The following is a 12,308-nucleotide window of genomic DNA, read 5'->3' on the forward strand; positions in this document are numbered from 1 at the left end:
GCTGCCGATGGACGACACCGCCGCGAGCGACATCGCCCGCTTCCTCAAGCGCCTGCAGTGGGCGCTGGTCGCGCTGGCCGCGGGCTGGCTGGTGTGGCTGCTTGGGCCGATCCTGACGCCGTTCGTGGTCGCCGCGCTGCTGGGCTGGCTGGGCGACCCGATGGTCGATCGGCTGGAACGGGCCGGGCGTTCGCGCAACACCGCGGTGATCCTGGTGTTCGCGCTGATGGCGCTGCTGCTGGCGCTGGCGCTGCTGATCCTGGTGCCGACGCTGCAGCGCCAGGTCGTCACCCTGGTCGAATCGCTGCCGCACTACCGCGAGTGGTTCGCCGGCACCGCGATCCCGTGGCTGGAGCAGCGCACGCGCCTGCAGCTCTCGACCTGGCTGGACCCGGAATACCTGATCGAACAATTGCGCGTGCACTGGGACCGCGCCGGCGGCATCGCCACCACCGCGCTGGGCTACCTGTCGCGCTCGGGCTTCGCGGTGTTCGCGATGGTGGCCAACGTGGTGCTGATCCCGGTGCTGACGTTCTTCTTCCTGCGCGACTGGGACGTGTTCATCGAACGCGCCGCTTCGCTGGTGCCGCGCGACCACCTGCGCGTCGTGTCGCAGCTGGCGGCGGAGTCCAGCGACATGCTCGGCGGCTTCCTGCGCGGGCAGTTCACGGTGATGCTGATCCTGGGCGCGATGTACGGCATCGGCCTGTGGGCGATCGGCCTGGACCTGGGCCTGCTGATCGGCATCGTCGCCGGCCTGTTGACCTTCGTGCCCTACCTCGGCCCCACCAGTGGCCTGGTGTTCGGCGTGCTCGCCGCGCTGGTGCAGCACGGCGACTGGAAGCACGTGGCCGGGGTGCTGGCGGTGTTCGGCGTCGGCCAGGTGATCGAGAGCTACTGGCTGACGCCGAAACTGGTCGGCGACCGCATCGGCCTGCATCCGGTGGCGGTGATCTTCGCCGTGCTGGCCGGCGGGCAGCTGTTCGGCTTCCTCGGCATGCTGTTGGCGCTGCCGGTGGCGGCGGTGGCCAACGTGCTGCTGCGCTACGCGCACGTGCGCTACACCCAGAGCCGGCTGTACGCAGGGCAGGCCCCGGCCATCGTCGTCCCGGCCGAGCGCGCCAGCGGCGGGAGCATCATCGTTCCCGGTGGCGGCGCGGGCGATACGGGCGTCGAAGGCGAAGGCAAGGCGTGAGCCGCCCGGATGCCCCGGCGGCCGCGCAGCTGCCGCTGGCGCTGCGCTATCCGCCGGACCAGCGGTTCGACGGCTTCGTCGCCGCGCCGGCCGGGGCGCTGGCGCAGATCGAGGCGCTGGCCCTCGGACATTCCGCGGATTGGCTGTACCTAGTGGGCGCGCCGGGCTCCGGCAAGACCCATCTCGCGCTGTCTGCCTGCGCCGCGTCGCAGGCTGCCACGCGCCGCAGCGCGTACCTGCCGCTCGCGGCCGCCGCAGGGCGGATGCGCGAAGCGCTCGACGCGCTGCACGACACGCCGTTCATCGCGCTCGACGGCCTCGACCTGGTGGCGGGCCGGCGCGAGGACGAAGTCGCGCTGTTCGACTTCCACAACCGCGCCCGCGACGCCGGCATCGCCGTGCTCTACACCGCGCGAGCCGCACCCGATGCGCTGCCGCTGGTGCTGCCCGACCTGCGCTCGCGGCTGTCGCAGTGCCCGCGCATCGCACTTGCGCCGCTGGATGACGGCGGCCGCCGCCAGGTGCTGCGGCTGCGTGCGAAACGGCGCGGGTTGGCGATCGACGAGGCCGCGATCGACTGGCTGCTGCGCCGCGTCGACCGCGACCTGTCGAGCCTGGCGCGGCTGCTCGACCGGCTTGACCGCGCCTCGCTCGCCGAGCAGCGACGGATCACGGTGCCGTTCCTGCGCCAGGTGCTGGGCGGCGAGACGGGGCAGGGAACGCAATAGCGCAGTCGCGGCTCGTGGTGCCTCGCGCCGGCATGCCCGCGTGGGCGAGGGCAGGCCGATGCATTCCCGGGAGGCGGGTACCCCGGCAGCGCGACGGCCGCTCAGGGCTCGGGCGTTGCCTCGGGATCAGGCGTGGCTTCTTCCGTTGCCGGCACGTTCTCGAGTTCGCCGACATCGACCTGTCCATGCCTGGTTGAGCCCCATTCGGCATCCTGGGCCACGAAGTACGCCTGCGGATCCCAGAACTCGGCCGCGTAGTACTTCTCCGGCGCTATCGTCATGCCGGTGCCGGCCAGCGGCCCGGTCATCGGCGTGATCCGCAGGCCGCCGCCGACGAAGCCGGCGTGGCTGCCGGTGGTTTCCCGCTTCGCCTGCCGCATGACCTTCGCCAATCGCGGCTTGGCGGCGTCATCGCCGTACTCGGCCAGCAGCTGCTGGCCGCGCTCGATCGCGTCGCGGCGCTGGTCGGCGTCGAGAAGTGCCCAGTAGCGTTCGCGCTTGATCACGAAGTTGGGATACATGCGCTCGGCCGCCAGATCCATCCAGGCGTAAGCCAGCTCGCGGTCCTGCGGCACGCCCAGGCCTTTCCAGTACATCTCGGCGATCATCGCCTGCGAGGGCTTGTCGGCGTAGCGCGCGGCGCGCGTGAACTGGTCCAGTGCCAGCTCGTACTCCTTGCGGTTGTAGGAATACGCGCCTTCGCGCCGCCAGCGGATGTCGGGATGCGCGGTAAGGAAGCCCGAGGTGAGCATTTCCGGCGGAATGCCAGGTTCGCCGAGGTAGTTGCCGTACACCGCGCGCTCGGGCGGCGGCTGCGCCGTCAGCACGCGCGCGTTTGCCGGCGCCTGCGCCGTGGCCGCGAACGAAAGGCAGAGCAGGAACGACGACATCCATGCGGCTAGCGCACGATGGCGCGGGCTGGCCGAGGTGGCGGGGCGGGCAGGAAGCCCAGCACCACCGTGGTGGACTGGACCGATGTCTTCACGAAAATGAAGTTCATTGCCCACTGTTCTTTCCCTTGGAGGTGCCGGCCGGCGGGGGTGGCGCCTGGTTGGCCGCGGACTGCGGGCTGCGCCAGTACTTTTTATCGTAGTACTCCGGCCCGGACAGCGAAGTGCCGGAAGTATCGCTGCTGCCATTGGTCGTGGTGACTTCCAGCGCGCCCGCGTAGCCGAGCCGGCTGCCGGTTGCCTGGTGGCGCGCCGTGCGGATGCTCCGTCGCAGCCTGGGGACGGCCTGTGCGTCGCCGTACTCGGCCTGCAGTGCCTGCACATGGGCCTCGCCCTTCGTGCGCTGCGCCGCATCGAGCTGCCGCCAATAGCGGTCGCGGAGCTGGACGTAGGTGCCGTCGCCGCGCTCGGCCGCAATCGCCATCCATGCGAACGCTAGCGCAGGGTCGCGCACGGCGCCGGAGCCATCGTGGTGCATGCGCGCGAGGATCGACTGGGCCTGCTTGTCGCCATAGCGGGCTGCTCGCTGGAAGCGCAGGTAGGCTTCCTCGTCGCGGCCTTCGGACCGGGCCTGTTCGCCCGCGATGCGCCAGCGGATGTCAGGCCGTGCCGTGAGCAGCGCCTGGGTCTGGGTGGCGAGCGCGTCGCCGGTCGACTCGCGCAGCACCATCCGCCCGGTCACCGGCGTGTCCGGCGTGCTGAACGATGCCGTCGGCGTTCGCTTCGTCGTCTCCTGGGGCGCCGCGCTGGCGAGCGATGGCAACGAGGCGAGGACGATCAGGGCGATTGCCGTTTTCATGCGTGTGCTCCTTCGCAGGGGTTTCGGTGTTCGGCCCGGCATGCCGGGACGCCGGTAAGGACACGTGCGCTACCCGGCAGGCTCCGGCGGATGGCTGCGGGATGGACGGTCGGGCTTGGCGTCGTCATGGACGGGCTGCAGGTCGCCGACGTCCACGTGCCCCGTCCGGGCCGGCGCATGCCACATTTCGTCCTGCCACTCGAAGTACTTGTTGGTCCGCCAGTACTCGGGTTTGTAAAACGTTTCACCGGCAAGGGACACGCCGCTCAGGGGACCGGTCACGGGGATGACCGAAAGCCCAGGGTTGACGAAACCAAGGCGGCTGCCGGTGACCTGCCGGTTCGCCAGCCGCAGCTGTCGCTCCATCCGCGGCTTCGCCGCATCGTCACCATATTCGGCAAGCAGCGCCTGGCCGCGTTCGATCGCGTCGCGGCGCTGGCGCGCGCCCAGCTTCTGCCAGTAGCGCTCGCGCAGGATGACGAAGTTGGGATACATCCGCTCCGCCGCCAGGTCCATCCACGCGTAACCCAGCTCGCGATCGCGCGGCACGCCGATGCCCTCCCAGTACATCTCCGCGAGCATTGCCTGCGACGGCTTGTCGGCATGGCGCGCCGCGCGCAGGAACTGCGCCACCGCGATGTCGTATTCCTTGCGGTTGTAGGAGTACAGGCCCTCGCGCCGCCAGCGGATGTCGGGGTGCGAGGACAGGAACCCCTCGGTCAGGATGCCCGGATCGATGCCGGGCTCACCCATGTAATTGCCGCGCACTTCGCGTTCGACCGGGGGCTGCAGGGTCAAGACGCGCGGTGCCCGGCCGTCGTCGCGCGCCAGTGCGTAGCCGGAAGGAAGCAGCGACAGCGCGAGTGCCAACCCGAGCCCGGATGCAATGGCTGGCGGTCCCGACATGTTGCATCTCCCTTGGTCTGCAGATTTCCCTTGAGCGACTGGTGGCGGATCACCGGCACTTGGCGGCCCGCTGCTCCCACACCACCGGTTCCCAGTACTCGTTGGCGCGGATGCTGTCACGGTCCAACCGCTCCTTGCGCAGGCGCGCGCCGATCCGGTAGTCGGTGTCCGGCTTGATGTCCACGACCAACGGCTTGTAGGCGCGCGCCATGGATTGCCGCTGCATCAACGAACGCTGCATGTTCTGGGAGGGGAGCAGCCGATGCTCGGGAATCAGCTCCTGCACCGTCAGGACGTGGCGCCCGGCGTCCACGCGCAGGCGATTGACGAGTCCGGGCGGCGTGCTGCGGCCGTCGATGGTGCTGATGAACGCCTCGAACAGGCCCTTGCTGCGCGGCGGCAACGCGGAATAGGTCACATAGCCGCAGCCGGTTGCGTGGTTCGCGGTGGCTTCGCCGATGGTGAGCCGGTAGGCGGGGACGGCTGCGGCATCGGCACTGCCGGCGAGTTCGACGCGCGTCTTGCCGCGAGCTGCCAGCAGCCGCACGCTGCCGTTGCTTGCCGCCATCGCGTCACGCAGCAAAGTTGCGGGCGTGGCCTGGCCGTCGAGGCGGCGGCCGTTGATCGCAACCAGCCGGTCGCCGGTTTTCAGGCCCATGCGCGCTGCGGCGCCATCGGGTGTGATCGCGAGCACTTCCAGCCCCTGCGGATCGGGCTTGCGCACGTCCACCACCGCGCCCAGTTCATAGCGCACCTGTGCCGGGCGGGCGATGACGAGCGGCTGGTCGAAATTGCCCAGCGCGCCGCGCTCTGCCAGGTGCAGGAGGGTGGCGTCCATTTCCGCCTCGACCTGCTTGCCGTTGTCAGCGGCAAGCAGCAGGCCGGGGACGACGAGGCAGACGAGGAGCGTGAAGCCGCGGATGACGGACATGGGGAAATCCTCGGGTCAGATGCGCAGGCTGCGGGGCAGCGGGGAGTTGGTGGTGGCGTTGTTGCCGGCGAGCAGCTGCCGGCGCTGCGCCCAGAGAGGTTCGAGTTCGGCGTCGCTGGCATTGCGGGCGTAACCGGCCTGCAGGGCGCGATCGAGCGCGCGCAGTTCGGCGTCCACGTCGTCGGGACCCGCTTTGCGGGGCGCGTGAGCGGCCGCTGCCACGGTGGATGCAGGTTGCGCGTTTTCCGGCGCGGACGGCTGCATCAGAGGCGAAAAGGCGATGACCGCGGCCACCGCCAGCGTGGTGGCCGCAACGGCGAGCCGTCGCTGGCGGCCGCGCCGGCGTGCGCCGTTGACGCGCGACCAGAGGTTGTCCGGCAGCGGTGCTTCCGGCAGCTGCCGCAGGTGCTCCTGCAGGATGTCGTCATTCGTTGTCATGGGGGTGTGCTTCGTCCAGTTCCAGCCGCAGCCGTGCCAGGGTTCGCGAGACGATCGACTTCGACCAGCTCTCGCTGCGTCCGAAGCGCCGGCCCAGCTCCGGATGCGACCAGCCTTCCATTGCGTGCAGCCATACGACGGTACGTTCGGTGGGGCTCAACCGTCGCAGCAGGCCGAGGGATTCGGCGTGGAGCAGTGGATCGGGCCCGTTCGCGGGCTGTGCGTCGTCGTCCTCGATGGCGAGCAGGCGCCGGTCGCGGCGGATGCGGTCGATCGCCGCGTTGGCCGCCACCCGCTTCAGCCACGGCCGCAGCGGCGTGCCGTCGCGCAGGCCGCCGAGGAACTGCAGCATCTTCAGGAAGCATTCCTGGGTGATGTCTTCGGCGGTCGCGTGGTTGCCGGTCAGGCGCAGCGCGAGCGAGTGGATCGCGCGCGCATGGCGGCGATAGATCTCGGCGAACGCGGCTTCCTGCCCCCGGCGTGCGCGGCGGACCAGTTGCGTTTCGTCATCCTTGGCATCAGAGGGATCGGACATTGCATCAAGGTACGCGCGGAGGCACGCAATCGTCGCAGCGTGCGTATGCCGGGAGCGCCGCGTCGCGGCTCAGGCCAGCGCTGCGTCGAGTTCCGCCAGCCGTTGCGGCGTGCCGACGTCGGTCCAGCGTCCATGGTGGTGCTCGCCGCTGGCGCGGCCCCGGGTCATTGCTGCGCGCAGCAATGGCGTGAGCCTGAAGCGAGGCGGCGCTGCGTCGGCGCCTGGCGCGTCACCGATCACGTCGCGCCAGCGGTCGAACAGCGCAGGGCGGTAGACACCGATGCCAGCGAAGGTCAGGCGCTCGTCGCCGTCGCTGGCGACCTGCCCGCTGGCGACGAGGGTGAAGTCGCCGCGCGGGTTGTGCGGCGGGTTGTCGACCAGCACCAAGTGCACGTCGCCGGCCGGTTCGCGCGGCAGGCGGGCGAAGTCGTAATCGGTCCAGATGTCGCCGTTGATCGCGATGAAAGGCGCATCGTCGTTTCCACGCAGCAGCGGCAGGGCGTGGTGCATGCCGCCGCCGGTTTCCAGCGGGACCGGGCCTTCGTGCGAATAGATGAGCCGCAGCCCCCAGCGTGCCCCGTCTCCCAGCACCTGCGGGAACCGGTCGGCCAGCCATGAGATGTTGACCACCACGTCGCGCACGCCGATTGCGGCGAGCTTTTCCAGGTGCCAGGCGATCAGTGGCTTGCCGCCTGCTTCCAGCAGCGGCTTGGGCGTGGTGTCGGTCAGCGGCCGCATGCGTTCGCCGAGGCCGGCGGCGAAGATCAGCGCCTTCATGCCGCTGCCGGCCGCCGCGTCCGCGGTGCCGGCACTTCGTCGGGGACGCCGATGGCGTGCGCTGCGCCGTCAGGGGAGAGCGTTTCACGCGTCGGGGGCGTGGCTGGCGTGGGCATCCGGACTCCGGGCAACGGAAGCATTCGGGGCACAGGGTAAACTCCCGGCGCCTTCCCCGACGAGCATCGCCGATGTCCGACCAAGCCACGCGCCTGCAACCGGTCCTGCTTTCTGGCGGCTCCGGGACGCGCCTGTGGCCGCTCTCGCGCGAGGCCTATCCCAAGCAGTTCCTGGCGCTGGCCGGTGAACTCACCATGCTGCAGGACACCTGGCAGCGGGTTGCGCCGCTGGCCGCCGGCGCGGCGCCAATCGTGGTCGCCAACGAGGAGCACCGCTTCCTCGCCGCCGAACAGCTGCGCCAGGTGGGCATCGAACACGCCGCGATCCTGCTCGAACCAGTGGGCCGCAACACCGCGCCGGCGATCGCCGCTGCCGCGTTGCTGGCTGTCGCCGGCGGCGAAGACCCGCTGCTGCTCGTGCTGCCGTCCGACCACGTCGTGCGCGACGTGCCGGCATTCCAGGCCGCCGTGCGCGCGGCCATGCCGGCAGCGGCGCAGGGCGCGCTGGTCACGTTCGGCATCGTGCCGGAGTCGGCGGAAACGGGGTTTGGCTACATTCAAGCCGACGCCGGCCGAGTCGACAGCGGCGACCAAGGCGTGCGCCGCGTGCTGCGCTTCGTCGAGAAGCCCGATGCCGCGACCGCGCGGCAATACCTCGACGCCGGCGGTTACTACTGGAACAGCGGCATGTTCCTGTTCCGCGCCTCGCGCTACCTGGCCGAACTGGAGCGCTTCCGTCCCGACATCCTCGCCGCCGTGCGCGCCGCGTTCGAAACCGCGCAGCGCGACGGCGACTTCATCCGCCTCGACAAGGACGCGTTCGCCGCCAGCCCCTCCGATTCGATCGACTACGCGGTCATGGAGAAGACCGACCGCGCGATGGTGCTGCCGGTCGACATCGGCTGGAACGATGTCGGCTCGTGGTCGGCGCTGTGGGACGTCAGCGAGCAGGACGCGGACGGCAACGCCCGCCACGGCGACGTGATCGCGGTCGACAGCCACGACAGCTATGCCTATGCGCGGCGCCTGGTGGCGCTGGTTGGCGTGGACAACCTGGTCGTGGTCGAGACCGACGACGCGGTGCTGGTGGCGCACAAGGACAAGGTGCAGCAGGTCAAGGACGTGGTCGCCCGGCTCAAGGCCGGGCACCGCAGCCACGCGATCCTGCATCGCGAGGTACACCGGCCGTGGGGCAGCTATGACTCCGTCGACCAGGACGACGGTTTCCAGGTCAAGCGGATCAAGGTCAAGCCCGGCGCCCGGCTGTCGCTGCAGTCGCACAGGCACCGCGCCGAGCACTGGATCGTGGTCCGCGGCACCGCGCGCGTGACCCGCGACAACGACGTGTTCGAACTGCACGCCAACCAGTCGACCTACATCCCGCTGGGCGCGAAGCACCGGCTGGAGAATCCTGGCAAGGAGATGCTGGAGCTGATCGAAGTGCAGTCGGGCGACTACCTGGGCGAGGACGACATCGTCCGCTACGAGGACGTTTACGGGCGCTCGTAGGTTCGCCAGACCCGCAGCAATTACTCCAGTGGCTTGATGAAGAACCGGAAGAGCCGGGCATTCATCCGGCCCTTCCTTGCCGCCCGCGCGCTCAGCGTGGAGGCAAGGTGGTGCGCTTGCGCCGGAACAGGCCCACGACGACCAGGATCACGATCGCGCCGGCCAGCGCGGCGATGAACCCCGCCGGCTCGCCCGACTGGTAGTAGCCGGTCGCCTGTCCGATCCAGCCTGCCAGCAGCGCGCCGGCGATGCCCAGCAGGGTCGTCAGGATGATGCCCATGCCGTCCTTGCCGGGCTTGAGCAAGCGTGCCAGGACGCCGACGATGAATCCGATCAGGATGATGTAGAGCCAGTTGCTGCTGCCGAACAGACCTTCCATTCCAAACCCCTTCGTGGTGGAGGACCGGGCCGAAGCTTAACAGCCCGCGGCCCGGCCACCAGTGTCGATCGTCAGCAGCAGCCGTGGTCGCCGTGCCGCGATCCGCTGTCGGCGGCGACCGCCGCGCCCGTGGTTTCGCCGCGCAGGCTGGCGGCGTGGTGCTCGGCGATCACCCGCGCCACAGAGGCGGTGACCTTCTTGCCCATCGGGATGTGCAGGAACTCGTTGGGGCCGTGCGCGTTGGAATGCGGGCCGAGCACGCCGGTGATCATGAACTGGGCGCCGGGGAACTTCTCGCCGAGCATGCCCATGAACGGGATCGAGCCGCCTTCGCCCATGTACATCGCCGGCTGGCTGTAGAACTCCTGGCTGGCGTCGTCGATCGCCTTTTCCAGCCACGACGACATCGCCGGCGCGTTCCAGCCGGTGGAGGCCTTTTCGAGTTCGAGGGTGACGTGGGCGCCGTTGGGCGGGTCGCGCAGCAGCGCGTCCTTGAGCAGGTCGCCGGCGACCTTGCCATCCAGGGTGGGCGGCAGCCGCAGCGACAGCTTCACCGCGGTCTGCGGCCGCAGCACGTTGCCGGCCGAGGCCAGCGGCGGCATGCCGTCGACGCCGGTCACCGACAGCGCCGGGCGCCAGGTGCGGTTGAGCACCAGTTCGGTGAGGTCCTCGGCCATCGGCGTCATGCCCGGCAGGAACGGGAACTTGTCGAACACGGCGGTGCCCAGCACCTCCGCGCATTTGTTCGCCTGCGCCAGCCGGTCGGCGGGGACTTCCGCATGCAGGCCTTCAAGCAGGATGCGGCCCGTGTCGGCGTCCTCGATCCGCGAAAGCAGCTGCCGCAGCAGGCGGAAGCTCGACGGCACCACGCCGGACGCGTCGCCCGAATGCACGCCCTCTTCCAGCACCTTGACGGTGAAGTTGCCGCCGGCCAGGCCGCGCAGCGAGGTGGTGCACCACAGCTGCTCGTAGTTGCCGCAGCCCGAATCCAGGCACACCACCAGCGACGGCTTGCCGATGCGGTCGGCGAGGTGGTCGACGTAGGCGGGCAGGTCGTAGCTGCCCGATTCCTCGCAGGCCTCGATCAGCACCACGCAGCGCGCGTGCGGCGCGCCCTGGTCCTGCAGCGCCTGGATCGCGGCCAGCGAGCCGAAGATCGCATAGCCGTCGTCGGCGCCACCGCGCCCGTACAGCTTGTCGCCGCGCAGCACCGGCTTCCACGGACCGAGGTCGTCGTCCCAGCCGGTCATCTCGGGCTGCTTGTCGAGGTGGCCGTAGAGCAGCACGCAGTCATCGCCGGTTTCCGGTCCCGATGCCGGGATGTCGATGAAGATCAGCGGCGTACGGCCTTCCAGGCGCACCACCTCCAGCTGCATGCCGGGGATCGGCTGCGCGCGCGCCCAGGCCTCCATCAGCTTGACCGCGTCGTCCATGTAGCCGTTCTTCACCCAGTCGGTGTCGAACATCGGCGACTTGTTTGGAATGCGGATGTATTCGACGAGCTGCGGGACGATCTCGTCGTCCCACTTCGCGCCGACGAAGCTTTCGATCTTGCTGGCATCCATGGAAGGGCCTCGCTGATTTGAATGCCCTGATTCTACGCCTCGCAGCCGGGTAGGAATTTTCCTACGGCCGGACGCGGCAAAGCCTTGCGCCACGCGACGGCTTGCGGCGATAGGCGCGGCCGATGCGCTGGCGGAGACTGTCCCCACCGGCGCAATCGGTCGCCGGGGAACGGAATCCACCTCTACAAGGGAGTTCAAGCCATGACATCCATCAGGACCATCTTCGCTTCGCTGCTGCTGTCGCTGCTGCTGGCCGGAGGCGCGCTCGCCGGCGAGCGCATCAACATCAATACCGCCGACGTGGCCACCATCGACCGGGTGCTGGTCAACGTCGGGCCGTCCAAGGCCGAGGCCATCGTCGCCTACCGCAAGGAGCACGGCGCGTTCAAGAGCGTCGAGCAGCTGGCAATGGTCAAGGGCATCGGCCTGAAGACGGTCGAGAAAAACCGTGACCGCATCTCGTTCGGCACGGCGAGGAAGGCCACGCCGGTCAGGTCAGCGGCAGGGGCGAACATGGGCGCCGCCAACCGCTGATGCGTTGATCGTCACCGGGGCCCGCCAGGGAAGGTGGGGCCGGCGGTCGGGAGCCGGAGGCTCCGCTGGAACGGGCATGACGCCCTACAGGGACGTTTGCCACCCGCGCCGTACGGGAATTCGTACGGCACGGGTGGCTTTTTTTCTTCGCCGGACTCCGGGAAAGGTTCGTGCCTGGTCCCGGCCACGTGCCGTACGCCATCCCGCGAACGCAGCGATTCTCCCCCTCGGTCACGAGCAGCATCTTTTCCGCGCGTAGCCGGACGCGCGTCCAATGAGGCCCGCGCCGGCGCGGTTCCGGACGGCGCATCCCGCCCGCTACACTCGCGGCATGTCCTCTACGCAGCAGTCGCGGGTGATTCCCGCCAACGAGTATCGCCGCGAACGCTGGCGCAACGGCTTCGGCTGGACCCGCGAGATCCACGCGCAGCGACCCGACCAGGGCGGCGACTGGAGCTGGCGGCTGTCGATCGCCGAAATCGAACGGGATGCGCCGTTCTCGGCGTTCCCCGGCGTCGACCGCGAGCTGGTGCTGCTGCGGGGCAACGGCCTGCGATTGCGCTTCGACGACGGCGAGGCGCACCTGCTCGAACCACCGCACGGCCGGCTGCGCTTCGCCGGCGAACGGGCGCTGACCGGCGAACTGGTCGACGGCCCCACGCACGATTTCAACCTGATGTGGCGACGCGACGCGATGGCAGCCGAACTGCTGCACCGGCCCCTGGTCGGGCCGATGGTGTTCTTTGCCGAACCGGGCACCATGTGGGCGCTGCACCTGCTGGCAGGCGAGGCGCGGTTCGGTGCAGGGTCCGGGTTGGCGCCGCTGCAGGCAGGCGATACGGCGCTGCTCGAGGAGCCGCAGCGGACGCGCTTCCTGCTGGATGGCGGCGGCGAACTGCTGGTGATCCGGCTGGCAGAGACCGCCGCGAACCCGTAGGAGCGCCCC

At 69.7% G+C, this 12,308-nt stretch carries 14 protein-coding genes; 5 read left to right on the top strand and 9 right to left on the bottom strand.

All coding sequences use genetic code 11. The features are described 5' to 3' along the window. Positions 1 to 7 precede the first annotated feature (7 nt). Both H570_RS15970 and hda read left to right on the top strand, forming a co-directional pair. Positions 8 to 1,195 carry an AI-2E family transporter gene (locus H570_RS15970; RefSeq protein WP_051175980.1) on the top strand — a complete coding sequence of 396 codons (1,188 nt, stop codon included), beginning with the start codon at positions 8 to 10 and terminating at the stop codon, positions 1,193 to 1,195. Further along, positions 1,192 to 1,923, top strand: a complete 732-nt coding sequence (gene hda, locus H570_RS0101955) for a DnaA regulatory inactivator Hda (RefSeq protein ID WP_027079281.1) — start codon at positions 1,192 to 1,194, stop codon at positions 1,921 to 1,923. Before H570_RS15970 ends, hda begins: the two co-directional genes overlap by 4 nt. A gap of 101 nt (positions 1,924 to 2,024) precedes the next feature. Here hda and H570_RS15975 read toward each other — a convergent pair whose 3' ends face one another. From H570_RS15975 to murU, 7 genes are all read right to left on the bottom strand, one after another. Then, positions 2,025 to 2,813: an SEL1-like repeat protein gene (locus H570_RS15975; RefSeq protein ID WP_051175981.1), complete on the bottom strand. Its 789-nt coding sequence runs from the start codon at positions 2,811 to 2,813 to the stop codon at positions 2,025 to 2,027. A 106-nt stretch (positions 2,814 to 2,919) separates the two neighbouring features. Continuing rightward, entirely contained in the window at positions 2,920 to 3,672 is a 753-nt protein-coding gene (locus H570_RS15980) for an SEL1-like repeat protein (RefSeq protein WP_156899790.1), read from the bottom strand. 69 nt (positions 3,673 to 3,741) lie between these two features. Further along, positions 3,742 to 4,578, bottom strand: a complete 837-nt coding sequence (locus H570_RS0101970; RefSeq protein WP_156899791.1) for an SEL1-like repeat protein — start codon at positions 4,576 to 4,578, stop codon at positions 3,742 to 3,744. Positions 4,579 to 4,627: 49 nt separating this feature from the next. Next, on the bottom strand, positions 4,628 to 5,509 hold the full coding sequence (locus H570_RS0101975; protein WP_027079283.1) for a PDZ domain-containing protein: 882 nt from the start codon (positions 5,507 to 5,509) through the stop codon (positions 4,628 to 4,630). 15 nt (positions 5,510 to 5,524) lie between these two features. Next, entirely contained in the window at positions 5,525 to 5,947 is a 423-nt protein-coding gene (locus tag H570_RS0101980) for a hypothetical protein (protein WP_027079284.1), read from the bottom strand. Beyond that, positions 5,934 to 6,482 carry an RNA polymerase sigma factor gene (locus tag H570_RS15985; RefSeq protein ID WP_051175984.1) on the bottom strand — a complete coding sequence of 183 codons (549 nt, stop codon included), beginning with the start codon at positions 6,480 to 6,482 and terminating at the stop codon, positions 5,934 to 5,936. Before H570_RS15985 ends, H570_RS0101980 begins: the two co-directional genes overlap by 14 nt. A 69-nt stretch (positions 6,483 to 6,551) precedes the next feature. Then, complete coding sequence (gene murU / locus H570_RS0101990) at positions 6,552 to 7,259, bottom strand: N-acetylmuramate alpha-1-phosphate uridylyltransferase MurU (RefSeq protein ID WP_027079285.1); 708 nt, start codon at positions 7,257 to 7,259, stop codon at positions 6,552 to 6,554. Between the two features lie 188 nt (positions 7,260 to 7,447). Here murU and H570_RS0101995 point away from each other — a divergent pair, with 188 nt between their 5' ends. Continuing rightward, positions 7,448 to 8,884, top strand: coding sequence for a mannose-1-phosphate guanylyltransferase/mannose-6-phosphate isomerase (locus H570_RS0101995; RefSeq protein ID WP_027079286.1), 1,437 nt, complete (start codon positions 7,448 to 7,450; stop codon positions 8,882 to 8,884). A gap of 91 nt (positions 8,885 to 8,975) precedes the next feature. Here the strand turns inward: H570_RS0101995 and H570_RS0102000 are convergent, their stop codons facing one another. Both H570_RS0102000 and H570_RS0102005 read right to left on the bottom strand, forming a co-directional pair. Beyond that, complete coding sequence (locus H570_RS0102000; RefSeq protein WP_027079287.1) at positions 8,976 to 9,263, bottom strand: GlsB/YeaQ/YmgE family stress response membrane protein; 288 nt, start codon at positions 9,261 to 9,263, stop codon at positions 8,976 to 8,978. 71 nt (positions 9,264 to 9,334) lie between these two features. Next, on the bottom strand, positions 9,335 to 10,828 hold the full coding sequence (locus tag H570_RS0102005) for a M20 family metallopeptidase (protein WP_027079288.1): 1,494 nt from the start codon (positions 10,826 to 10,828) through the stop codon (positions 9,335 to 9,337). 201 nt (positions 10,829 to 11,029) lie between these two features. Between H570_RS0102005 and H570_RS0102010 the strand changes: the two genes are divergently transcribed. Further along, a complete protein-coding gene (locus tag H570_RS0102010) occupies positions 11,030 to 11,362 on the top strand; it encodes a ComEA family DNA-binding protein (protein ID WP_027079289.1) in 333 nt (110 codons plus the stop codon). A 331-nt stretch (positions 11,363 to 11,693) separates the two neighbouring features. Then, entirely contained in the window at positions 11,694 to 12,299 is a 606-nt protein-coding gene (locus tag H570_RS0102015; protein ID WP_027079290.1) for a HutD/Ves family protein, read from the top strand. The last annotated feature ends 9 nt before the right edge of the window (positions 12,300 to 12,308 follow it).

Source organism: Luteimonas mephitis DSM 12574, from assembly GCF_000422305.1.
Lineage (GTDB): Bacteria > Pseudomonadota > Gammaproteobacteria > Xanthomonadales > Xanthomonadaceae > Luteimonas > Luteimonas mephitis.

What these genes read in the sequence shown, in the direction of transcription:
- H570_RS15970 (WP_051175980.1), top strand. Translation starts at nt 8, where the DNA reads ATGGACGACACCGCCGCGAGCGACATCGCCCGCTTCCTCAAGCGCCTG.
- H570_RS15985 (WP_051175984.1), bottom strand. Translation starts at nt 6,482, where the DNA reads ATGTCCGATCCCTCTGATGCCAAGGATGACGAAACGCAACTGGTCCGC.
- H570_RS0101980 (WP_027079284.1), bottom strand. Translation starts at nt 5,947, where the DNA reads ATGACAACGAATGACGACATCCTGCAGGAGCACCTGCGGCAGCTGCCG.
- H570_RS0102000 (WP_027079287.1), bottom strand. Translation starts at nt 9,263, where the DNA reads ATGGAAGGTCTGTTCGGCAGCAGCAACTGGCTCTACATCATCCTGATC.
- H570_RS0101995 (WP_027079286.1), top strand. Translation starts at nt 7,448, where the DNA reads ATGTCCGACCAAGCCACGCGCCTGCAACCGGTCCTGCTTTCTGGCGGC.
- H570_RS0102005 (WP_027079288.1), bottom strand. Translation starts at nt 10,828, where the DNA reads ATGGATGCCAGCAAGATCGAAAGCTTCGTCGGCGCGAAGTGGGACGAC.
- H570_RS0101970 (WP_156899791.1), bottom strand. Translation starts at nt 4,578, where the DNA reads ATGTCGGGACCGCCAGCCATTGCATCCGGGCTCGGGTTGGCACTCGCG.
- H570_RS0102015 (WP_027079290.1), top strand. Translation starts at nt 11,694, where the DNA reads ATGTCCTCTACGCAGCAGTCGCGGGTGATTCCCGCCAACGAGTATCGC.
- murU (WP_027079285.1), bottom strand. Translation starts at nt 7,259, where the DNA reads ATGAAGGCGCTGATCTTCGCCGCCGGCCTCGGCGAACGCATGCGGCCG.
- H570_RS15980 (WP_156899790.1), bottom strand. Translation starts at nt 3,672, where the DNA reads ATGAAAACGGCAATCGCCCTGATCGTCCTCGCCTCGTTGCCATCGCTC.
- H570_RS15975 (WP_051175981.1), bottom strand. Translation starts at nt 2,813, where the DNA reads ATGTCGTCGTTCCTGCTCTGCCTTTCGTTCGCGGCCACGGCGCAGGCG.
- H570_RS0101975 (WP_027079283.1), bottom strand. Translation starts at nt 5,509, where the DNA reads ATGTCCGTCATCCGCGGCTTCACGCTCCTCGTCTGCCTCGTCGTCCCC.
- H570_RS0102010 (WP_027079289.1), top strand. Translation starts at nt 11,030, where the DNA reads ATGACATCCATCAGGACCATCTTCGCTTCGCTGCTGCTGTCGCTGCTG.